At 60.1% G+C, this 22,066-nt stretch carries 20 protein-coding genes; 10 read left to right on the plus strand and 10 right to left on the minus strand.

Annotated elements, in window-relative coordinates; translation table 11 throughout:
* Window positions 1-11: 11 nt before the first annotated feature.
* The 6 genes from FNU76_RS17570 to FNU76_RS17595 form a co-directional block, all read right to left on the minus strand.
* A complete protein-coding gene (locus FNU76_RS17570; protein ID WP_144279394.1) occupies window positions 12-569 on the minus strand; it encodes a hypothetical protein in 558 nt (185 codons plus the stop codon).
* The gene (locus FNU76_RS17575) at window positions 566-1,213 is read right to left on the minus strand and encodes a Pvc16 family protein (RefSeq protein ID WP_144279395.1); all 648 of its coding nucleotides are present in this window, start codon (window positions 1,211-1,213) and stop codon (window positions 566-568) included. Before FNU76_RS17575 ends, FNU76_RS17570 begins: the two co-directional genes overlap by 4 nt.
* A gap of 8 nt (window positions 1,214-1,221) precedes the next feature.
* Window positions 1,222-2,025: a hypothetical protein gene (locus FNU76_RS17580; protein ID WP_144279396.1), complete on the minus strand. Its 804-nt coding sequence runs from the start codon at window positions 2,023-2,025 to the stop codon at window positions 1,222-1,224.
* 18 nt (window positions 2,026-2,043) lie between these two features.
* A complete protein-coding gene (locus FNU76_RS17585) occupies window positions 2,044-2,925 on the minus strand; it encodes a hypothetical protein (RefSeq protein WP_144279397.1) in 882 nt (293 codons plus the stop codon).
* Window positions 2,926-2,936: 11 nt separating this feature from the next.
* Complete coding sequence (locus tag FNU76_RS17590) at window positions 2,937-3,314, minus strand: hypothetical protein (protein WP_144279398.1); 378 nt, start codon at window positions 3,312-3,314, stop codon at window positions 2,937-2,939.
* Window positions 3,315-3,608: 294 nt separating this feature from the next.
* Window positions 3,609-4,016 carry a hypothetical protein gene (locus FNU76_RS17595; protein WP_144279399.1) on the minus strand — a complete coding sequence of 136 codons (408 nt, stop codon included), beginning with the start codon at window positions 4,014-4,016 and terminating at the stop codon, window positions 3,609-3,611.
* A 188-nt stretch (window positions 4,017-4,204) separates the two neighbouring features.
* Between FNU76_RS17595 and FNU76_RS17600 the strand changes: the two genes are divergently transcribed.
* The 4 genes from FNU76_RS17600 (at window position 4,205) to FNU76_RS17615 (ending at window position 6,837) form a co-directional block, all read left to right on the plus strand.
* Window positions 4,205-4,498 (plus strand): hypothetical protein, encoded by a 294-nt coding sequence (locus FNU76_RS17600; protein ID WP_144279400.1) that lies wholly within the window; start codon window positions 4,205-4,207, stop codon window positions 4,496-4,498.
* 63 nt (window positions 4,499-4,561) lie between these two features.
* On the plus strand, window positions 4,562-5,701 hold the full coding sequence (locus tag FNU76_RS17605; protein WP_144279401.1) for an RNA ligase RtcB family protein: 1,140 nt from the start codon (window positions 4,562-4,564) through the stop codon (window positions 5,699-5,701).
* Complete coding sequence (gene prfH / locus FNU76_RS17610) at window positions 5,698-6,318, plus strand: peptide chain release factor H (protein ID WP_144279402.1); 621 nt, start codon at window positions 5,698-5,700, stop codon at window positions 6,316-6,318. The genes FNU76_RS17605 and prfH overlap by 4 nt, the downstream gene beginning before the upstream one ends.
* A gap of 87 nt (window positions 6,319-6,405) precedes the next feature.
* Entirely contained in the window at window positions 6,406-6,837 is a 432-nt protein-coding gene (locus tag FNU76_RS17615) for a VOC family protein (RefSeq protein WP_144279403.1), read from the plus strand.
* Between the two features lie 113 nt (window positions 6,838-6,950).
* Here the strand turns inward: FNU76_RS17615 and FNU76_RS17620 are convergent, their stop codons facing one another.
* Window positions 6,951-8,810, minus strand: a complete 1,860-nt coding sequence (locus FNU76_RS17620; RefSeq protein WP_179958164.1) for an alpha/beta hydrolase family protein — start codon at window positions 8,808-8,810, stop codon at window positions 6,951-6,953.
* A gap of 402 nt (window positions 8,811-9,212) precedes the next feature.
* Window positions 9,213-9,845, minus strand: coding sequence for a DUF2238 domain-containing protein (locus FNU76_RS17625; protein WP_179958165.1), 633 nt, complete (start codon window positions 9,843-9,845; stop codon window positions 9,213-9,215).
* A 553-nt stretch (window positions 9,846-10,398) separates the two neighbouring features.
* On the opposite strand from FNU76_RS17625, the gene FNU76_RS17630 reads away from it, so the two are divergent.
* Window positions 10,399-12,429: a hypothetical protein gene (locus FNU76_RS17630; RefSeq protein ID WP_144279406.1), complete on the plus strand. Its 2,031-nt coding sequence runs from the start codon at window positions 10,399-10,401 to the stop codon at window positions 12,427-12,429.
* 484 nt (window positions 12,430-12,913) lie between these two features.
* Here FNU76_RS17630 and FNU76_RS17635 read toward each other — a convergent pair whose 3' ends face one another.
* Both FNU76_RS17635 and FNU76_RS17640 read right to left on the minus strand, forming a co-directional pair.
* Window positions 12,914-13,516 carry a Fic/DOC family protein gene (locus tag FNU76_RS17635; RefSeq protein WP_144279407.1) on the minus strand — a complete coding sequence of 201 codons (603 nt, stop codon included), beginning with the start codon at window positions 13,514-13,516 and terminating at the stop codon, window positions 12,914-12,916.
* Entirely contained in the window at window positions 13,494-13,685 is a 192-nt protein-coding gene (locus FNU76_RS17640; protein WP_144279408.1) for an antitoxin VbhA family protein, read from the minus strand. The genes FNU76_RS17635 and FNU76_RS17640 overlap by 23 nt, the downstream gene beginning before the upstream one ends.
* Before the next feature lie 355 nt (window positions 13,686-14,040).
* Between FNU76_RS17640 and bioB the strand changes: the two genes are divergently transcribed.
* From bioB to FNU76_RS17665, 5 genes are all read left to right on the plus strand, one after another.
* Complete coding sequence (gene bioB / locus FNU76_RS17645; RefSeq protein ID WP_144279409.1) at window positions 14,041-15,036, plus strand: biotin synthase BioB; 996 nt, start codon at window positions 14,041-14,043, stop codon at window positions 15,034-15,036.
* Window positions 15,037-15,323: 287 nt separating this feature from the next.
* Window positions 15,324-18,899, plus strand: coding sequence for a pullulanase-type alpha-1,6-glucosidase (gene pulA / locus FNU76_RS17650; protein ID WP_144279410.1), 3,576 nt, complete (start codon window positions 15,324-15,326; stop codon window positions 18,897-18,899).
* 45 nt (window positions 18,900-18,944) lie between these two features.
* A complete protein-coding gene (locus FNU76_RS17655) occupies window positions 18,945-20,525 on the plus strand; it encodes an alpha-amylase C-terminal beta-sheet domain-containing protein (RefSeq protein ID WP_179958166.1) in 1,581 nt (526 codons plus the stop codon).
* 109 nt (window positions 20,526-20,634) lie between these two features.
* The gene (locus FNU76_RS17660; protein WP_144279411.1) at window positions 20,635-21,450 is read left to right on the plus strand and encodes a BPSS1780 family membrane protein; all 816 of its coding nucleotides are present in this window, start codon (window positions 20,635-20,637) and stop codon (window positions 21,448-21,450) included.
* 123 nt (window positions 21,451-21,573) lie between these two features.
* Window positions 21,574-21,999, plus strand: coding sequence for a hypothetical protein (locus FNU76_RS17665; RefSeq protein WP_144279412.1), 426 nt, complete (start codon window positions 21,574-21,576; stop codon window positions 21,997-21,999).
* Window positions 22,000-22,066: the final 67 nt, after the last annotated feature.

Genomic DNA, 22,066 nt, shown 5'->3' on the forward strand with positions numbered 1-22,066 from the left:
GGTCGGTTGAATTATGCCGAAACGAATTCGACGAAGCGGCTGCTGCCCGGCACCACGCGCAGCGAGCCTTGGCAGGGGGGCAGGCCGTCCACGTCGGCGTGCAAGGTGACCTGGGTCGGGTTGGCCAGGCGGCCGGCGAGAGCCAACTGGAACCTGCCGTCGCTATCGGCACGGGTCTGGGCGCGGTGCGGGCGCCCCAGCGCCGAGACATAGTCGGCCACCACCACGGCCTGGCCCCGGCCGGCCTCGAGCCGGCCACTGATCAGGGTAGTGCCGGCCGGATAGCTGTACAGCGGGCCAGGTGCCAAGCGGAGCGGCAGAATGCGTTCCGCCAGCGTTCGATCGGCCGCCTGTTCCGGCACCTCGAAATCCAGCCGGCCGACCCGGAAGGCCGCGACCCGGACGGTCAGGCGATAGCCGCCCGGCGGCAAGGGCGGCAATAGATAGAAACCCTGCGGTTTGGCCAGCGGTGCACAGGCGACCCCGTCCAGTTCGAAGCGGGCCGCCATATCCACCGGCAGACCGGTATGGTCGTCCAGCAATTGAATGGGTATCCCGAGCGGATTCATGGCCGGGCAGCTCCCGCCGGATCCGGCTGCGGACGCATATTGATCAGGGTCAGTTCGGTTTCCGTGACCATATCGGCGCTGTATGGCTGGCCGGCGGGAATGCGTACCGGCGACAGGGTGTACAGCTTGGTCAGTTTGTACGACTTGTTGGGAAAACCAGCCCAGAGGGCACGCAGCGACTCGATCGAATTCTGGTCAGGCACGATGGCGATGCGTTCGTTGCCGGCCTGGCGCAGCAAGGGATGCAGCCACGGACCGATCAGCGCCGGCATATCGTGGAACAGGCGCACCAGCTTATCGACCAGCACCAATTCCATCTCGGCCGAACGGGCATACGGCACCAGCATATAAACCAGGTCGACCACCAGCGGCGCAGGCGTCACCTCCAAGGCATTCGGCCGGCCGGGCTCGCCGCCCCGGCCGCTGAGCGTGGGCGGTAGATTGCGCAGCCACGGGTTGTGCTCGATCTGGTACAGGTATAGCGACAGCTTGTTCTCGTCATGGCTGTCGATATCGGCCGGCGAATCGAACACCACGGCCGATTCGGCGGCCAGCTCCGGGATATGCGCCCGGATCAGCCGGCGCAGCGATTCGCTGACCAGCCTGACGATCTGGCCGCTGTCTGGGCTTGCTGGTTCGGCCATGGCATCCCTTACAAGGTGAACAAGGTATAGGTGGGACTGACCAATTGCGGTTGGCGGGTGCCGACCTGGGCATAGACCGAGATGCTGGGATCGCAACTGACCTTCAGATAAACGAAGGGCAGCTTTTCCGGTTCCCACGACAGATAGGCGGCCATCACCACATCGCTGGTTTCGGAACTGCTGGCCGAATCGGTCTGCAACACGATGTAATGGGTGGTGTAGGACATCAGCACCAGGGGCAGTTGTCCGCTGGTGCTGGTCAGGGTGATGCCCAGCGATTCCGAGTAGGGCGGTCCCAGCGACCAGCCGACCCTGCCCTGGGCGGGATCGGTGCTGACCTCGATGCCTACCCGGTTACCCGGCTTCATGCCGGTGATGGCGAACAGCACGCTGCGGTAATCGTCGGCCGAAGGGCGCAGGACCGCGCTGATCCGGCCGTTGCGCCACTGGACCGGCCGCTCGTTGCCCAGGAAGGCATAGACCTCCGCCTCGTTGTTGAGCGTGCAGTAACCTTGCAGGAAGGTGGCGTGCGGATCGACCTGGAGGAACAGCGTCAGGGTGAAATTGCTGAAGTCGGGCGCCGTGGCCGAAGTACGGATGGACAGCACGTCGCCGTTGAAGGACACGCTTTGCAGGCACGATTCGGCGTCGTAGATATCGTCCGGCACGACGTTGTAGGAAAATCCCAGACTGTCGCCCATGCGCCAACCCAGCGACCATTTGGCGCCGCAGGTGGTAAAGGTGAAGTTGAGATTGGAGTTGGCCGCCACCTTGGAAAACTGCAGCACAACGGGTATCACGGCATGGTGCATTTGATCGCTCCCTGCGGATCAAAATTCGATGGCGAACGCGCTCAAGCCCACCACGCTGGTGCGGTCGGTCTTGGACTGGAACGTGGCGATCGCCCCGGGCGGCAGGTCCACGCGGCCACGCAGATCGCGCTGCGCGCTGCGTACATACAGCTGGACCTGGATCTCCTGGCAGTCCTGGTAGGTCTGCACGAAGAACTCGCGCGCATTGATCAGGAAATTGCGCAGATAGAGCGTCGGGTCCTTGGTGGTGGCGAAGCTGAGGCCGACCAGGCCGTGCCCGTGGCCTTCGCTCCAGATCGCCATCTGGTCGTCGCGGATGGTGATCAGTACCTTGCTGTTGGCCCGCACGTTCTGCAGGGTGATGGTCAGCGGCTGGTAAGGCGCCTGGTCCGCGGTATTGAAAAGCGTTCCCGCCACCACGGTTTCACTCATATGCGAATGCAGATGGCGCTGGTGCGCCGGGCTGAGTGCCTGGGATTCCCGTTCCAGGCTGGCCACCACTTCGTCGGCCGGCATGGCCAGGCGCTGGTTGGCCGGCGCCGGGGCGGCGGCTATTCCGCCCGGGGCCGCGCCACCTGCAGTCATCCCGCCCGGGATGCCGATCGCCATGGCCGGTTGCGCGATGGCAGCCGCAGCGGAGGTCGGCGGTGAATTGCTGGGCGTGGCGTGCAGCACCGCCTGGTCGGCCGCTTCGCGCGCCCGTGGCGAGGCCGGACCGGCCGCGGTCATGGGTGACTCCGCCGACGCCGCAGCCGCCTCGGCGGCGGCCGATTCGGCGCTAGGGGGAGAGTTGACCGCGGTCGGTTGCAGCGGCGCCTGGTCGGCCGTGCCGCTGGCCCGGGTGGGTGCCTTACGGCTCGGCCTGCCGTCCTGCTCAGCCGGTTTTTGATCATCATCCATGCTGGTCACCGTTATCCCTGGAGCGGAATCGTGTTGTTGCCGGCTTGTAGTTGCCCGGCAACGGGCAGCCCCATCACGGCATACGACACGCTGACCTCGCTGGTGTTGGCGGACAGGTTGAGCTGGAGGGAATCGCCGCTGATTGCGGTCGGCAGGGTGACCTGGATGCCTTGCTGCGTGCTGGCGGCGCCGACATTGAGGAACAGGCGCTGGCTGGACATGCTGAAGTTAGACAGCAGCGGTGCGGAGGCTGCCATATAAGGCTGGATCTGCAAGGTATTCTGGCCATCGGTGGTAAAGCTGTTCTGATCGGTGATGTTCAGCTGGATCTGCTGGGCCGGGATATTGCCTTGCCACTGGAATTTGAAAACGATCTGATAGGTCTGCACGGTAAATCCTCCTCCGGCGCCCAGGCACAAACCATCGCGCCATGCCGCCAAGCAAGCGAAAAAGAAAACTGCGCAAGTGGATAGCCGAGCGTGGCCCAGCCGGGTGCCGCCGCGAAGTCGCCGCAACGCGTGGCAAAGCACGCGAATCGGCGACCTCAGGCAGCAGGCCGGTCTGGTCGCATGGCAAGCGGCGCGGACAGCATCCACCGCGATCCGGCGCCGCTTGAGCGGACACCGGCATACGGTGGAGCGCGGCGCGCTCCGCTACCTTTTGCGCAAGCGGCTAAGGGATGGTTACTGCTGACTCCAGTTGAACGGGCTGGGCGAGGAATTGACCGTTTGTGGCATACCGTTATTGACCGACACGGTGACCTGCACATTCGGATCGGTGATAGCCATCAGGGTGAATTGCTGCAGGGTTTCGTTGGCGACCAGGAAGCTCTGCATATTGAACTGCATGGCGCTGCCGCCGCCGCTGGACGAAGTAAGGAAGGTCACGCTGCTGGCGGTCACATTGAACTGGGCCAGCGGCAGGGTGCCGGAAGTGGCCTGGATCTGGATGCCGGCGGAGGTGCTGTAAGGCTGGCCGGTGCTCCAGGCAACGGTGTCGCCCTGGGTTTGCGGCGCCAGTTGCACCATGATGCGGCTGCCGGGTTGGGCGTTGCTGACTTGCAGGGTGATGTTCTGGTACTTATTGGACATGACTCATTCCTCCTGAAGGCGTATTACCTCTGAGGGTAGTAAACGCCAAATATCGACATGCGAATGCAACGCACGAAGTCCACACGTTGCGGCGGAGAGGCTGCTTACGGCAAGGTGCCTAAGGTGTCGTGGGTGTCTGGCCGTGCGCTCGGCGAGTGCCGGGAGCGGCTTAGGTATAGGAGTTGCCAATGTGGATAGCAAGCTCGGCCATGATGCATTTGGCGGTATTTTCGGCGGCAATTGAGAATATTTTATCTGGCATAAATGGACCGTCCGCAAGTCGAGGATTTACGGGCCTTCCCGCCGCAATGGGCTTGACCATCGGCACGCGCCTCGACTATTCTGCTGGTCCGCCGTATCACTTCTCATCAACCGTACTTGCAAAGGAGGGAATCAATCATGCGCTATCCGGTTTCTCGAATTTGCAGGCCACGCCTAGGTTGATCCAAGCACTACCGCCACTTCCGGCGTCCATGTACTGAATCCCTGCCCTGCCCTGGCCTGCCACATCAGCGTTTTTTTTCAAAGACTGATATGGATTTCCCATGGGCAACCACATTCATAAGATGGCCGAAGGCGTCACCCTGATCGCCTCGGACGACACCTGGATCGAAGGCGACGCGGTCCAACAACTTCAAAACAGTAAACAAATGGCCGGCATGCGCCATGTGGCCGGCATGCCGGACCTGCATCCCGGCCGTGGCTACCCGGTCGGCGCGGCCTTCTTTTCCACCGGGCGGCTCTATCCCGCCCTGATAGGCGGCGATATCGGCTGCGGCATGGCCTTGTGGCAGACCGGCCTGGACGTCGCCAAGAGCAGCGTGGACAAACTGGAAAAGCGCCTCGGCAATATCGACGGGCCGCTTGAGCCGGAATGGCAATCGCTGGTCTCCCGCCTGGCACCGGCGGGCAGCGGCTTTCACGGCGCCCTGGGCACCATCGGCGGCGGCAATCATTTCGCCGAACTGCAGCGCATCGACGAGGTATACGACGCCGCGACGCTGGATTCCCTGCAAGTACAGAAGAAGCGGCTGCTCCTGCTGGTACACAGCGGTTCGCGCGGACTGGGGCAAGCCATCCTGCGCGAGCACGTGGACCAGCACAGCCACGCCGGCCTTGAGCATGGCAGCCCCGCGGCCGAGGACTATCTTGCCAGGCATGGCCAAGCCTTGCGCTTTGCCGAAGCGAACCGCGAATTGATCGCCCGCCGCATCCTCGACCGCCTGCGCACCGACGGCCAATGGTTGCTGGATATTCACCACAATATGGTTCTTCCCCATGTCCGGCACGGAGAAACCGGCTGGCTGCACCGCAAGGGCGCCACCCCGGCCGATGCCGGCCTGGTGGTGATACCCGGCTCGCGCGGCGATTTCAGCTATCTGGTCAGCCCGGTGCCCAGCGACGAAAGCCTGCATTCGCTGGCCCATGGCGCAGGACGCAAATGGATGCGCAGCGAGTGCAAGGACAGGCTGAGCAAGCGCTACACCCTGGCGCAGCTCAGCCGCACCCAGCTGGGCAGCCATGTGATCTGCCAGGACCGCCGCTTGATCTATGAAGAAGCGCCGGAAGCCTACAAGCCGATCGACAGCATCGTCGCCACCCTGCAACAGGCCGGCCTCATCCGCCTGGTCGCCCGGCTGCGGCCGGTCCTCACCTACAAGACGCGTGGGGAGTGCTGCGAATGAGGCTATTGCAGATCAGCTCCGCCCAAGGGCCGGAGGAGTGCTGCCTGGCGGTGGCCGGCGCCTTGCGGCAACTCCAGCGGGAAGCCGCCGGCATGGCGGTCGAAGTCACCCTGGTCGAGCAGGAAGCCGGCGCGCGGGCGGGCACTTTTCGCTCGGTGCTGCTGGGATTGTCCGGCGAACAGGCGGGTCGTCTGGCGCAAGCCTGGGAAGGGACCATCCAATGGACCTGCGCCAGCCCCTACCGGCCGCGCCATCCGCGCAAGAACTGGTTTATCGGCGTGGCCAGCTGCGCCGCGCCGGCAGCCGATCTAGCCGGCGCCATCCGCTTCGAAACCACCCGTTCCTCCGGGCCGGGTGGGCAGCACGTCAATAAAACGGAATCGGCCGTACGTGCCACCCATCTCGCCACCGGCATCAGCGTGAAGGTCCAGACCGAGCGTAGCCAGCACGCCAACAAACGCCTGGCCGAGCTGTTGATCGCCCACCGGCTGGCCGGCAGGGCACAAGAATTGCACGACGCCCAACGCGCCGGGCGGCGTTTGCTGCATTACCAGGTGGAGCGCGGCAGTCCGACGCGGGTGTTCAAGGGAGAGCGATTCGAGCCGGTTGGCGGCTAGGTTGCAGGGCTGGCGCTTCTCGTGCTCGCGTCCCACAATGCACCTTGGCCGAAGTTCAAGCCGTGACCGTATAAACAAGGAGGAAACATGCAAATCCAATCTTATTTATTCTTTAACGGACGTTGCGAGGAAGCGATCAATTTCTACCGCAAGGCACTGGGCGCCGAGGTGGAGATGATGATGCGCAACAGCGATAGCCCGGAACCGATGCCGCAGCTGCCGCCGGGGATGGAGAACAAGATCATGCACGCCTCGCTGCGTATCGGCGAAAGCACGGTGATGATGACCGATGGCGAGTGCAAGGACGACGTCAAGCAGTCTGCTTTCCAAGGCTTCTCCCTATCGCTGGACTTGCCGGATGCCGCCGCCGCGCACCGCCAGTTCGATGCACTGGCGGAAGGCGGGCAGGTGGTGATGCCACTGGAAAAAACCTTCTGGTCGCCGTGCTTCGGGATGCTGAAGGATCGTTTTGGCGTGAGCTGGATGGTTGGCGTCCATGACATGGAAGCCAAGGGCTAGCGCTTAGGCTTGAAATACCGCGCCGGCTTTGGGCCGGCGTGGTGTTTCCGCTCTCAGCGGGTGCATCCATTGCCATCTTACGGAGAGCCGAGCAGGGTAAGGCCGGCGCGATATCAGGGTGCCGGTTTCAGGTTTCGTTCGAGGAAGGACTCGACCTTACGCCAGAAGTCGAACCGGGTCTTCTCCAAATACCAGCCGTGCCCTTCACCGCTATAAACCACATAATCCACCTGGGCGTTATGCGCTTTCACGGCATCATGGAATTTGGCGCCATGGGACAAGGGCACTCGGCGGTCGTCCTCGCCGTATGCCATCAGCAGCGGTTGCTTGAGGCGATGGGCCTGTTCGAGCGGAGAGTATTCCTTGATGAGGGCAGCGTCGCGTTTCTGGTCCGCAACCATTTCAGGCATGGCGTATTTGAGCCAGTTGTTGGTGGCGTCGCTCCAGCTGTCGTCGTACATCAGATTGATGTCCGACACGCCTACCCACTCGAATCCGCAGCGGTAGATGTCCGGGTGTTTGATCATCCCCATCAGGGTGGCATAGCCACCATAGCTGGCGCCGGCAATGGCGATGCGCTTGTTATCCGCCAGGCCTTGCGCCACCGCCCATTTCGCGGCGTCGGCCAGATCGTCCTGCATGGCTTGGCCCCATTGTTTCCAACCTGCTTTGAACAGGGCGCTGCCATATCCGGTACTGCCGCGGAATTCCGGTTGAAGCACTAAATAACCGCGCGATGCCAGAAATTGTGCTTCGGCTTCCCATTCCCACGAGCTACCGCGTACATAAGGTCCGCCATGCACGAGCACGACGGTGGGCAAGGGGCCTTTTTCCTGCCCTGCCGGCTTGGTGATGTACATCGGAATAGACAAACCGTCTCGCGCGGCGAAGCGTACGAAGTCGCGGCTACCCATCAGCCGCGCATCGATATCGGGATATTGCCTGCCTAGCTGAAAGTATTCGTCCGTGGCAGGACGGTACAGGAAAAACACGGCGGGCTGCTTGTCCGAGCGTGCGGTTACCAGGACGACAGGGCTGCTCAGACAGTCGCCGCAGGAGAGCGTATTGCTGGTGCTGGTCAGTTTGGCATCGATGCGTTCCTGCATGGCCTTCATCGTGGGATGGCGCCAATAGGTGGAGTAGGCATCGGCCTGATATTCGATTCCCAGCAATTGTCTTGCTTTGTGATCGAGCATCGGCGAACCGGCGGCATCGAATCCGGCGACCTTCATCCAGGGTGCTTCTTCGAGTGCCGCGCTCTTGTCAAGGAAGCGGTACAGGGCGGCAAAACCGTCTTTGCCGGACTGGGATGTATACAGCTTGCCATCGAAATCGACAAACTCAGGCCTGTAGCCGCTGAAAGAGTAAGTCTTGAATTCCGCCAGCTTGCTCCATGTCTTGCCGGCCTTGTCGTAGCGATGGTAGGTCGTCACCCCTTTATCCCTTGCGACACCAAGCGCGGGAATTCCGTCGGTATCGAGCACCCAACTTACTATGTTCGCAGGAAAGCCAGCCTCGACGACATCCGTCAATGCACGGGTTTTCGTATTCAGACGATAGAGGCGCGATGCGGTGACCGAATAATCTCTCCCGCTATAGGTATTTTTTTCGACGATGATATCGTCCGAGCCATCATGCAATGACTGGTAATAGTCGTAGTCCCAAGGCAAGACACTGTCTCTGATTCGGCTGCCGGTAGCATCCTGTTTGTATTTGTAGTCCTTGCTCATCAATTGCGTGCGCTGGCTACCATCGCGATTAACGGCGAAAACGCTGCCGGGGATGATATTGGTGTCGTCCTTGGAATCTTCGAAATCATAGCTAAGGCGATCGTCATTGACCCAATGGACATTGCTTACGTCGAGATTGGCATACGTCGCAATAACGACAGGCCGCAGCACGGCACCGGATTTTTTATTGAAATTGTCGGTATCGAATACCCCCAGCGCCATGCGCCCGTTTTGGTTACGCACGCGTACCGCGAGGTGTCTACCGCTTGGCGATAGAACGGGTTGGTCCAGCCGAGGATTGCTAAAGAAAGCCTCGATTTTTGGCAATTCGCCTTCCGCAACCGCAGGGAGTGTCAAGGTTGCCAATAGCGAACCCATTAAAAACAATTTAGTGTTCATAATCAATTGGAGCGGGATTTGTTAATCGGGGAAAATGGACTGAGGGGAGACGTTATCTCATCAGGCAAGTTCCTATGGGCCAATGCTTACCCGCCTGGATGATGCAGCAGGGCGCCGAGGTGGGCTGAACCCGTTCAACGGGAGGGCGGGGCGCCACAGCTATGGCAACGTGGCGAAGCCCGCTAGGATAACCGATAGGCCAGGACGATGGTGCGTGCCATGCTCAAGACTTAGGGAGACATCAATCTAGCCCCGCTGCGACAAGCCCCGGGAGGGCATTCTCTTCATCTGCCTATCATGCCAACCGGCCAATAGGACGCAGCTCACCAAGCTCCCTAGCCAAGCACAAAACATATCTGACTGGGTATCCCATATATCTCCCTGGGTTCCCAGGAACTCTTCCGCACCTTGCCCCATCATCAGCGCGGCAGCCCACTCCACAAGCTCATACCAGGCGCTGACTGCCATGGCGACACAAATAGCCAGAAAGCCCGCCATCTTCCGCCCTGAAACGTGTCCGCCACGTAGCAACACCTCCCGCGCCAGCAAAGCAGGAACCAAGCCCTGCGCGAAATGCCCGAGCTTGTCGTAAGGGTTACGGGACAACGACAACCAGTCCTGTACCCAGAAACCCACTGGCACGCGGGCATAGGTATAGATGCCGCCCACAATCAGGATGAGGGCATGGACAAAGACCAGCGTGTACAAAAGCGGCGTCAAAGGGAAGCGCCTATAGGTGCCAGCCAGTATTGGCAGTGCGATGATCACCGGTGCCACCTCCATAAACCAGGTGGACCGCTCGAATGGCTGGATTCCAGACGTTACAAGAAACACCAGTAGCAGCAAGCCAGCGCCAAGCAAGGTGCGGTCAGAGGTCATGGTCAGGAAGCAGTGTGAGGAAGCGTCCAGCTTAAGTCATGTCGCTCGCTTTGGCTTGGCCGGTGTGACCCGCCGTAGCCTGACATGGCGCTGCATCGCCCTTTCCAGTACGTGTTCAATGGTGTCTCTGCCGGCAACGTAGTCTCGTAAACCTTGCTCGACAAGCGGGCTAGGCTTGTGCCCTAGGCGGCTTCTGGAGTGCTTCTCTTCATTGGAGCCTCATGACGAGGTTTGTGATTGGTTTCAATCCAACAGCAATTCAGTGCGACGGTTTTCTTATAGAACGCTGCAAGACCGTGCTGTGCAAATAGCCAACTTTGGCCGAGCATTGCCTGGCCACTAATTCATCGAAATAAATAGACGTATTTTTGTAATTCCACTACAATCGAGAAGGCTCGATATATTGTCAATCAGCAGATTGGCCGGCTTGTTAAAAGTCAAAGAAGTCAACAGGTGCATACGCGTTGATACTCTCACACTATTAACTCACCAGAGTTGATTCTGTCTTGCCGGTCGTCATTTCAAGTAATCTACCAGTTATTCGGATAACTCAATGAAATTTAGCAAGTCAGTTGGCAGCATATTGCTCGCCCCGGTTTTTCTGGTCGCATGCGGTGGCGGCGGGGCGAATGAAAATGGCCAAGGTGCCGCACCCAGCACCCCGCTTGGATGGAATACAAATGATGCGGGTAATTATTTCCCAATCATTCAGGATTCTGCTTGGATATATTGGGAGACGAATAATAGCAATTCGCCGACTAAAAAAACACATCATGTCGAAACGAAAGTTGCTGGTCTCCAGGTGTCGGGTGCTTTGAGCGAAGTCAAAATCCGGGAGCGTGTCAGCGTAGATTCCGTGGCAACTGAATACACGCTGCAAAAATCCGGCAATGGTATAATCGCGCCGGTACAAGTGGCATCGTGGGCAAACCAGCATGATATGGTGTTGGATATCAATTTCTCCGCAAAACAGGGGGATGCTTGGCAAACCTTCAAAAAGACCGGTTTGGTATTTCACTATGACATTGACGGGGATGGAAAGAGGGAGCTTGCGGATATTGAGCAGTCTGCAAGCTTTGATGGATACGAAAATATTGTCACGGAAGCAGGAAGCTTCGAGCATGCCGTTAAAATCACAACGCATACAAAATACACTACGCACCTAAGTAAAAGCGGTACAGCCTTTTCATCCATATCGACCAGAGTTCGCTGGTTCGCCGGCGGCATCGGCCTTGTTAAGCAGGTCAATACGGACGATGTCGGGTTGCCGTCGGAAGACGTAAGCACGCGCGAGCTGAAGGCATACGATATCAATGGGAAAAATGCGGGGTTCAAATTCCCCCAAATCTTGCTGGACGATATAGGAACCAATAATTCCGATTATGAGCAGGTACTTGCTCAGCCAGCCATTGCATCCAACGGGCATGAATATATGCTGGCTGCAACACGTGAAGCCGATGCCTATCCGTATAAGCAGTCGATTTCCGTGGCTCGGCTGGGAGGTGATTTTTCATCTCTTGGCCAGACAACCATTGAGTGTTCATGGGGTTGCGGCCAAGCTGCGCTGATTTTTGGCGCCGGGAAATATGTGGTCGCTTATAATTCGTCTTATAACGTTCTATTTCAGAGATTCCAGTCCGACGGGCAAGTAATAGAAAGCGCTGGCGTGCCTCTGGCGGATCGAGGCAGTGCGTATACTATTCGCCGCCGAAACCCGGTAATGGCATTCGATGGCAATAATTATCTTATTGTCTACAAATTGGAAAGCGATGTTCCCGGTGCGGATGAGAGATCGACCGGAATTTATGGGACGATTATTTCGCCCGATGGAAAGATCGTAAAGAGCGACATTCTTATCCGTCCTACCAATTCTATGGTGCAAAGCTATTCCGTTGCTTACGGTGCAGGAGCCTATCTCGTTACATTCGCCAGCGGAGAGCGCTCGCCTGGCCGTTGCGACATGGGGTGCGAAGACGTGCTAGGCGTTCGTATAAGCATGGACGGCAATGTCTTGGATAGCAATCCCATCGCCATATCCACCGCGCCAGACATGCAGATCAATCCGAAAGTCGTGTTTGATGGTTCGAATTTCGTTGTTGCATGGCAAGATAGAAGAAACTATCAGTCGCTGCCGACGAATTTTTTGCCATTGATCATGGATATTTACGCTACGCGGGTTTCCCCGCAAGGGACATTGATGGATGGAGATGCAACGACGGGTGCGATTGCCATTGAATCGAATCAAGCGCCGAAGCAGCCGCCTGCACTGATTAGTGTCAAGCAGGGCGTGGTACTCGCGTGGCCCGCTGGGCCGTACTCGAATGAAATAAATGGCGCTGGCATTTATGTTAAACCTGTCGGTATCGATGGTCAGCTCAAGGCTGGTCAAAGGTATTTCGTAAGCAGCGAACCGCGAGATAACGATTCCAGACTGGGAATGTTTTATAGCGGAGCCGCCTTGGCGGTAATCAAGGATGACCTGGTGGCCGCATGGGTTGACAACTCGGTATCCCGTTTGGATCAACGACATAAGCGCATCATCGGCGCCAGGGCTAACATGGCATCGTTGTCATTTTCCAAGTAGACAGATAGATGTCGTTGGCTGAGACAGCCCTGAATTGCCGATTCGGCACACTGCTTTAACCTATGGGTTCCAGGCAGTGTGCCGAAATGGCATTGGCGGAGTACGGCACGATGCCGGCCGCGACGGCAGCAGCAGCGCCACCGCTATGCACTTGGTCGATATGTTCGGCATTACCGATCTGACTACATTTATGGAGACGGGCTCGATTCCGAGGAGCTTTCCGGCCAGCGACGGATAGAATGGCGACAGTGGTTCGCATGGTCTTTAAGTGATATCTAACGTTGGAATTATTTGGCAATTGAAGTTGCCGGGGTGGATGGTAACTAAAGTGCTCTCCGAGGTGAAGACCGTCGGGATAACCGGTAGTTACTCAGGACGTGCCAGGAATTTTGTGAGCCGTGCCGGGGGGCGATTCTTGTATCAGCGATACAAGAATTTTGTTCATCGATTCTTTGCAAACTCTGCGCTATCCACTATCCGCGTTCTACTCGTCCGGTTGGATGAGAGCGGTAATGCGTTCCAATACCCGGGCTAACGGTGCTTCGTCGCCATTAAAGCTTTCGATCATCACCCGAACCATTTCTACTGGCGCAAGCTCATTGAAATTCACGAAATACCCGGCTTCCTCAGCTAGTTGTGCACAGAAAGCTCGTTGGGCGCGACCGTTGCCCTCGCGGAAGGGGTGTGTTGCATTAATCTCGGCCATGTAATGGGCAAGGCGAGCAAAAAACGGCTGTGGCGCCAGTGCCTTCAGGCGATCTTCCTTAGCTATGCCAGCAAGCTTTCCGTCTAGATAGCGCTCGATCAGCACCCAGCTTGCAAAAGAACTATTTCCTTTTTTAATATCCACGGTGCGTAATTCGCCTGCCCATTCATAGACGTCCTGGAAAATATGGCGATGTATGGCCTTCAGGTGGGCGAGATCAAATTGACCCAAGATAGGCCGGTCGATTAACTCCAACAACCGTACCGCCGTCGCGTCCGCCTCAAATGCGTCGAGCGATTCCTGATCCTGGAAGCCCGCTTTGTTGATCAGGATGCTCGTGCCGGGATAACTGTAGTGGTCAGACCCGTCGTAGCGTGACATGGCGCTGGATCACCCCCTTAAGAACGTGTTCGGTGGTGTCTTTTCCGGCAACGCAATCCCGCAAGCCTTGCTCGACAACGGGGCTGGGCCTGAGGTGTTCAATACGAAGGGTGGCGAGCACGTTGTCAACGGCTTTCCCGTAAGCGGCTTGTGGAGTAATTTTCTTCATTGGAGCCTCATGACGGTGTTTGCGTCTCGATCAGGGAGAGGGAGTATAGGCTCGGAGTGCGTAGGGCACCTGAGCAGTCATTATCGCCCACTCCGTTGGCTCAGTGTGGATTTGGACGGACGACGGGGGTAAGTTGCCCGGGGATTGGTAGCAAAGGCTCGGAACCGACTTCAGCTTATGGCTCATGAAAAATTCACCTTGTCGCTACAGAAATTCAACTTCTACGTTAGCTAACAGTTCTACCGCGCATAGCCCATCCCTTACACAGCAGTCAAAAAAATCCCCGCTAAAATTTGACAACTCGCCCCCCGCAGCCAAGAATCCGCACCATTCCCAACCCGTCCGCGTATAAGCCATGACCCAAGCCCTCGCTTCCCAACCTGTGGCCTTCCATAAAAAGATGGTGCCGCATGCCGAAACGGACAACTGGACGGTCGAGGCCGTGGCGGAGCTGTTCGCCTTGCCATTCAACGACTTGATGTTCCAGGCGCAAACCGTGCACCGGGCGCATTTCGATGCCAGCAAGGTGCAGTTGTCCACGCTGCTGTCGATCAAGACCGGCGGTTGTCCGGAGGATTGCGGCTATTGTCCGCAGTCGGTGCGCTACGACACCGGTGTCACCAGCCAGGACTTGCTGCCGCTGACGGAAGTGCTGGCGGCGGCCGAGGCGGCCAAGGCGGCGGGGGCTTCGCGTTTTTGCATGGGGGCTGCCTGGCGCGGGCCCAAGCAGCGCGATCTGGCCGAGGTAAAGCAGATGATCGCCGGGGTCAAGGCGCTGGGGCTGGAAACCTGCGCTACCTTGGGCATGCTCAAGCAGGGCATGGCCGACGAGCTGAAGGATGCGGGGCTGGACTACTACAACCACAACCTCGATACCGCGCCGGAAAAGTACCAGGACATCGTCGGCACCCGCGGTTATGACGAGCGGCTCGATACGCTGCGCCAAGTGCGTGAAGCCGGCGTCAATGTCTGCTGCGGCGGCATCGTCGGCATGGGCGAGACTCGCCTGGAGCGGGCCGGTTTGCTGGCGCAGCTGGCCAACCTGGATCCGCAACCGGAATCGGTCCCCATCAATAATCTGGTCCAGGTAGAAGGTACGCCCTTGGCGGGCAGCGAAGCGCTGGACTGGAGCGAATTCGTCCGCACCATCGCGGTCGCGCGTATCACCATGCCGGGCAGCTTCGTGCGCTTGTCGGCGGGACGCCAGCAAATGCCCGAAGCGGTCCAGGCCATGTGCTTTCTCGCGGGTGCCAATTCCATCTTCTACGGCGATAAATTGCTGACCACCGGCAATCCGGAAGCGGACCGGGATCGCCAGCTATTCGAAAAGCTGGATATCCGCCCACTTTAAAAGTAAGTACAGCCTGATAGGCTAATTACGTAAAACGCCATTGCCATTCGCAATGGCGTTTTGCATTGCTTGTCCTCCGCAGCATTTATCCCTTCCCGCCAACGGCCGATGCAGCAAGGACGGCGACGCTTGTACCGAATGGGCTATTGACGGAGCGCGCCGCTTCATCCAGTAATCATTGACCGAGCCGGCGAGCCAGGTAGTTCGGGCTGCCCAGACTACAAGTTCGCCGCGCCGGTACACAAAAAAACTCGCCCGAATGGGCGTCATAATCGGAGTGAACAGCAATGAAACAACCTAGCGACCTCGGCCGCTGGGCCCGCCTGCGCCTTTTCGGCGCAGCGCTGGCGGCCAGCTGCCTGCTTTGTGCCTGCGACGGCACAAGCGAAACGAACCCACCGACACCCTCTCCCAACGCCGCCGCCGAGCTGGCCGCCTGCGACAGCAGCGAGGTCCGGCAAGTGCTGTCCGCCGTGCCGGCCGCGCCTAGCGTGCCGATAGGCAAAAGCACGGTACGTATCCATTACCATCGCAACGACGGTCGTTACGAGGGCTGGCGCGTCTATGCCTACAACGCACCGGGGGATGGCCTGGGCGCCTGGCCAGGCGGGGTGTCCAGCGGCAGCGACGGCTATGGACCCTATTGGGATGTGCCGGTAGCGGCAGCCGCGTTCAACTTTATCCTGCACGGCAGCGACGGTAGTCGCGAGCCCTCGGCCTGGCCGGGCAAGTCCGGTACCGACGAGCAGCAGCACTGGTCCTTGAGCGCGGGCACGGAGATATGGAAGCTGGCCGGCGATGCCACCCAGTACCGTAGCAATCCCCTTCATCGCGCTCCCCTGGATATCCATACCTTGCGGGTCCACTACCAGCGCTACGACGGCCACTATGCCAATTGGGGCCTGCACCTGTGGAACGGTCTGGATGCCGCCCGCCTGCCGGGCGTAGCGACCGGAGATTGGGACAAGCCGGCGCGCTTCGACGCCATGCCTGCCTATCGCCAGGGTGCGGGCGAGGTGGTGTTCGATATCCCGGTGCTCAATCCCAAACTGGATGCCGCCCGCAAATCCATCGAATTCATCATCCACGGCACGGCGGCCAATCCGAACGGCGGGACGGCCAACAAGGACGGCCGCAGCGACAATATCAAGGTGGATTACGCCAGCCTGAGCATCAAGGAGGGCGTAGGGGACATCTGGCTGGTGCAGGAGGATGCGGCCGTCCATCTCGCCGCGCCGGACAACCGCAGCGTCAGCAGCAGCGATGCGCGCGCCTATTGGCTCAGCCGCTCGCTGTTGCAGTGGCCCCGGGTCGATGGCGGCGGTGTTTTCAAGCTCTACTATTCCCGGCGCGGCCAGTTGCAGGTCGCCAAGGAAAGCGCGGTGAGCGGCGCCGATGGTGCACTGACGCTGCTCGCGGGCGGATCGGTCCCGGCCGAGGTAGCCAAGCGCTTCAAATTCGTCGCACCCGGTGTGGTTCTGACCGTGCAGGCGGATGACCAGGCCAAGCTGGCTGCTTTGCACGCCGACCAGCTGGTACTGGTGCAAGAGGACGCGGCCGGCAAGGTCAGGAATGCCACCACCGCACAGTTGGCTGGCGCGCTGGACGATCAGTTTGCCGCCGCTGCCGCCGAGGCGTCCTTGGGCGTGGCCGTGGCCGAGGGCCGTACCCAGTTCAAATTGTGGGCGCCGACGGCGCAAAAAGTCAGCGTCTGCCGTTACGACAGCGGTTCGGGCAAGGCCAGCGCGGTCGAGCCCATGCAACGCGATGCGGTCTCCGGTATCTGGACCCTGGCCAAGGCCGGCGACTTGTCCGGTAGCTATTACAACTACCTGGCGGAAGTGTTTGTCCGTGGAGTGGGTGTCGTGCGGAACCGGGTCACCGATCCCTATTCCATCAGCCTGACTACCGACTCCAAACGTAGCTACGTCGCCGCGCTGGAGTCGGCCGCCTTGAAGCCAGCCGGCTGGGATGGCGACCGTACTCCTGCCACCGCGCCCGATCAGGTCGATATGTCGATCTATGAGCTGCATGTCAGGGATTTCTCCGCCAATGACGGCAGCGTGTCGCCGGCCAATCGCGGCAAGTACCTGGCATTTACGGAGAACAGCGATGGGATGCGCCATTTGTCGGCCCTGGCCAAAGCCGGTTTGACCGATATACACCTGATGCCGGTATTTGATCTGGCCACGGTGCCGGAGGCCGGCTGCCGGTCGCCGGCCATTGCCGATGCCGCGGCCGACAGCGAAACGCAGCAGGCCGCCGTGGCGGCGTTGCGGGAGGCCGATTGCTACAACTGGGGTTACGATCCTTATCACTACAGCGCGCCGGAGGGCAGTTACGCCTCGGACGCAGCCGACGGCGCCAAGCGCATCGTCGAATTCCGCCGCATGGTACAAGCGCTGCACCAAGCCGGGCTACGGGTGGGGATGGATGTGGTGTACAACCACACCAGCGCCGCCGGCCAGCACGCCCAGTCGGTGCTGGATCGTTTGGTGCCGGGTTATTACCAGCGTCTCAATGCCGCCGGCGAGGTCGAAACCTCCACCTGCTGCGCCAACACCGCGACCGAAAACACGATGATGGCCAAGCTGATGATCGATTCGGTGAAGAGCTGGACGCGCCATTACCACATCGACTCCTTCCGCTTCGACTTGATGGCCCATCAGCCTCGTGCCGTCATGGAGCGGCTGCGGACCGCCGTCGATGCCGTGGCCGGCCGGCGTATCCACCTGGTGGGGGAGGGCTGGAATTTCGGCGAAGTCGCCGATGGTGCCCGCTTTGAACAGGCCTCGCAGCTGTCCTTGAACGGCAGCGGCATCGCCACCTTCAGCGACCGTGCCCGCGACTATGCGCGGGGCGGCGGCCCTTTCGACGGCGGTACCGATCTGGTGCGGAACCAGGGCTATCTCAATGGCCTGTTCTATGACGACAACGGTGCGGGCGGCGATAGCAGCCGCGCCAAGCTGTTATGGGCCGGCGATGTGATCAAGGCCGGCCTGGCCGGCTCTATCCGCGGTTTCGTACTGACCACCGGCCAGGATGAAAGCAAGCCGCTGGCGGCGCTCGACTACGGTGGCCAGCCGGTCGGCTATGTGGCGCAACCGCAGGAGGTGGTCAATTACGTGGAAAACCACGACAACCAGACCCTGTTCGATATCAACGCCTACAAGCTGCCGCTCGGTACCAGCCGGTTGGACCGGGCCCGGGTGCAGATGCTGGGCGCCGCCCTGACCAGCTTCAGCCAGGGGGTGGGGTATTTCCACGCCGGTATCGATACGCTGCGCTCCAAGTCCATGGACCGGAACAGCTTCAATGCCGGCGATTGGTTCAATCGGCTCGACTGGCGCTACCAGGACAATTATTTCGGTAGCGGTGCGCCGGGCAAGGACGATAACGGCGCCAACTATGCCGTGCTCAAGCCCTTGCTGAGCAATCCGGCCATCAAGCCGACCGCGTCCGAAATCGGCTATGCCCGCGATGCCTTCCGCGACCTGCTGGCGATACGCACCAGCTCGGCCTTGTTCCGCCTGCGCAGCGCCGAAGAGATCAAACGCTGCCTGCGGTTCCTGAATACCGGCTCCAGCCAGGTGGCCACCGTCGTGGCTGGACATCTCGATGGCGGACTATGCGCGGAAGGGGCGAATTTCCGCGAACTGCTGTACTTCATCAATGTGGACAAGGTCGAGCGGACCCTCAGCCTGCCCGGCGAAGCCGGCAAGGCTTACCGCCTGCACCCCGTGCAAGCGGCGGCAACGGCAGCGGACCAGCGCCTGCGCGATGCGGCTGCAAGTGCCTGCAATAACGGCGGCAGCTTCAGGCTGCCCCCCAGAACGGCGGTGGTCTGCGTCGTGCCCAACTAGCCGCTAGCCAAGCTGATAAAAACAACGATTCGGAGTGATGACACCATGCTGCAACGATTCTTACGCACCGGCCTGCTGGCCACGGCGCTCGCCGCCGCCTTACCCGGCCATGCCGCTACCGAACAGGCCAAGGCCAGTAGCGCCGTGCTGTTCCAGGGCTTCCACTGGCATTCCGCCAACGGCGCCTGGTATGCCGACCTGCACGCCAAGGCGGCCGACCTGAAGGCCCTGGGGGTGACCCACGTCTGGTTTCCGCCCGTATCCGATGCAGGATCGCCGGAAGGCTATCTACCCCGCCAATTGGACAAGCTCGACTCCGCCTACGGCAACGAAGCGCAATTGCGCAGTGCCGTGGCGGCCTTGTCCGCACAAGGCATACAAAGCGTGGCCGACGTGGTGATCAATCATCGCATCGGCAGCAAGGGCTGGGGCGACTTCAGCAATCCCGGCTGGGATTGCCGCGCGGTGGTCAATGGCGACGAGTGGGCCGGCAGATGCGGCAATGCCGATTCCGGCGATGGTTACGCTGCAGCGCGCGATATCGACCATAGCCAGGCTTTCGTCCAGCGCGACCTGAAAGCCTGGTTGGCCAACCGGCTCGGAGGCGTCGGCTTCAGCGGCATCCGCTACGACTACTCGAAAGGGTATGCGCCCAGCTACGCCGCTACTTACCACGACGCCATGAATCCCGCCTTCTGCGTGGGGGAGGTCTGGACCGACCTGGACTTCAATCGGGTGGATGCCCACCGCCAGCAACTGGTGAACTATGTGGACGGCACGGGCGGCCGCTGCGCCGCATTCGATTTCACCAGCAAGGGCCTGCTCAACCAGGCGCTGGCCTACAACGAGTATGGCCGGCTGCGCGACGGCAGCGGCAAGCCGGCCGGCGGCATTGGCTGGTGGGCCCAGAAGATGGTGACCTTTGTCGATAACCATGACACCGGACCATCGGAAAGCTGCGGAGCAGGCCAAAACCACTGGCCCGTTCCCTGCGACAAGGTCATGCAGGGCTACGCCTATGTACTGACCCATCCGGGCATCCCCAGCCTCTACTATCCCCATGTCTACAACTGGGGGCTGAAGGACCCCATCCGCACGCTGCTGGCCCTGCGCCGCGAGCAGGGCATCGTCTCGACCTCGGCGGTGGCCATCCAGCGGGCCGAGCAAGGGCTATATGCGGCGGTGATAGACGGCAAGCTGGCCATGAAGATCGGGCCGAACGGCTGGAGCCCCGGCGCGGGTTGGACCTTGCGCGCTTCGGGCGATCAGTATGCGGTCTGGTCCCGTGCCGGTGGCGGCTGCGGCAGCGTGCCGGTGACCTTCCGCATTGCCGCCAACGTCGCGGCTGGCCAGGTCGTCCAACTGGTAGGCGATCAGGCGGGCTTGGGTAATTGGTCGCCGGTCCAGGGCTTCAAACTGACTGCACAAGGCAGCGGCGGCAATACCGTCTGGAGCGGCACGGCGCAATTGCCGCCGGCTAGCGCCATCCAGTACAAATACGTCATCTGGAACGGTAGTAGTGCCATTTGGGAAAGCAATCAGCCCGGCAGCAACGGCAACCGCGAAGCCGTCACACCAGCCTGCGGCGGCAGCGGCAGCCAGAACGACGGCGGATTCCGTTACTGATTCCGCCTGGCCGGCGCCGCGCCGACAATCGGCCAGGCGCCGGCCGCCTGTTACTATGCAAGCGCGTGGCCGGCGTGGTGCCGGCCGCAAATACATCGAGGTTTTAGGCATGCAAGCAGATCAAACGCCACCCGGTAAGGATCCCTTTGCCAAGGCGGACGGCTGGCTGGACAAGACGCACGAGATGGAAGGCCGTTTGCTGGACGGCGGCAGGGCCGTGGCGGCGGGACAGGGTCTGGCCTGGTTTGGCAGCGGTTTTCAGCTGTTCAAGCAATCGCCCTGGATCTGGATCGCCAACGTGGTCCTCATGATGTTGATGTTGATGGTGATGAGCATCATTCCATTCGCCGGCAGCCTGGGCGTGAATTTGCTGATGCCCGTGTTTATCGGCGGCATGATGCTGGGCTGCCTGGCCCTGGAGCGCGGCGACGACCTGGAGATCGAGCATCTGTTCGCCGGTTTCAAGCAGAATGTCGGGCAGTTGGTGCTGGTGGGCTTGTTCACGCTGCTTTACATGGCTGTCGTGATGATCGTCTGCGGGATCCTGGCTTTTATCGTGATAGGTAGCGCCGGCCTGACGTCCGCCTTCACTTCGGGAGCCGGTAGCGAAGCGCTATGGACCGGCGCTGGCCTGGGCATGCTGCTAGTGGTGCTGGTCGCGATGTTGCTGATCATCCCGATTTCGATGGCCGCCTGGTTCGCGCCCGCCCTGGTGATATTTCATGGTCTTGACGCGTTTAACGCCATGAAACAAAGCCTGCGCGGCGGCCTGAAAAACATCATGCCCTTCCTGGTCTTCTCGCTGGTCTATATCGTTTTGGCCATCATCGCCACGATTCCGCTGTTGCTGGGGTGGCTGGTGCTGATGCCGATGTTTTACACGACCATCTATGTGGCCTATAAGGATATATTCCTGGAGCCTTAAGCTGCACGCCACGCTTCGGCATTAATGACGATCGTCATGGCTGGGTGCGTGGCCGCCGCATGGCTTATATTGCGGCGTTCGCGCCTGGTCGCAACTATCACATAATCGAGGAGTGGCAATAAGATGAACGACGCACAAGCAGCAGGAATGTTCGCAGGGATGGGTTTGCTCTTTATCGGGGTCCTGGTGGTTGCCCTGATCCCGGCGATATTCTATTGCCTGACCCTGCACAGGACCATGAACAAGCTGAGCCCAGCCAACCGTCCCTTCGAGGGCGCCTTGATCTGGCTGAGTTTCATCCCCGTGCTGGGCAGTGTCTGGCACATGGTCTATGTCTGCCTGATGTCGAGCGCGATCAAGAAGGAATATGCCGACGCGGGCCAGCAGGACGACGGCGCGATGAACCTGGCCATCGGCATGGTGGCCTCCAGCGTGGCCTGCATGATTCCGTTCCTGAATCTGATCGCCTGGATACCGGCACTGGTGTTCTGGATCATGTACTGGCTGCGTATGGCCGATTACAACAAGAAATTGCCTGTTGCCAGGTAATGCCAGGACGCTGAAGCAATACTGTCTGTCCGGATGCGGCGGTGGAAATTCTCCACCGCCGTATTTC

The organism is Chitinimonas arctica, assembly GCF_007431345.1.
Lineage (GTDB): Bacteria > Pseudomonadota > Gammaproteobacteria > Burkholderiales > Chitinimonadaceae > Chitinimonas > Chitinimonas arctica.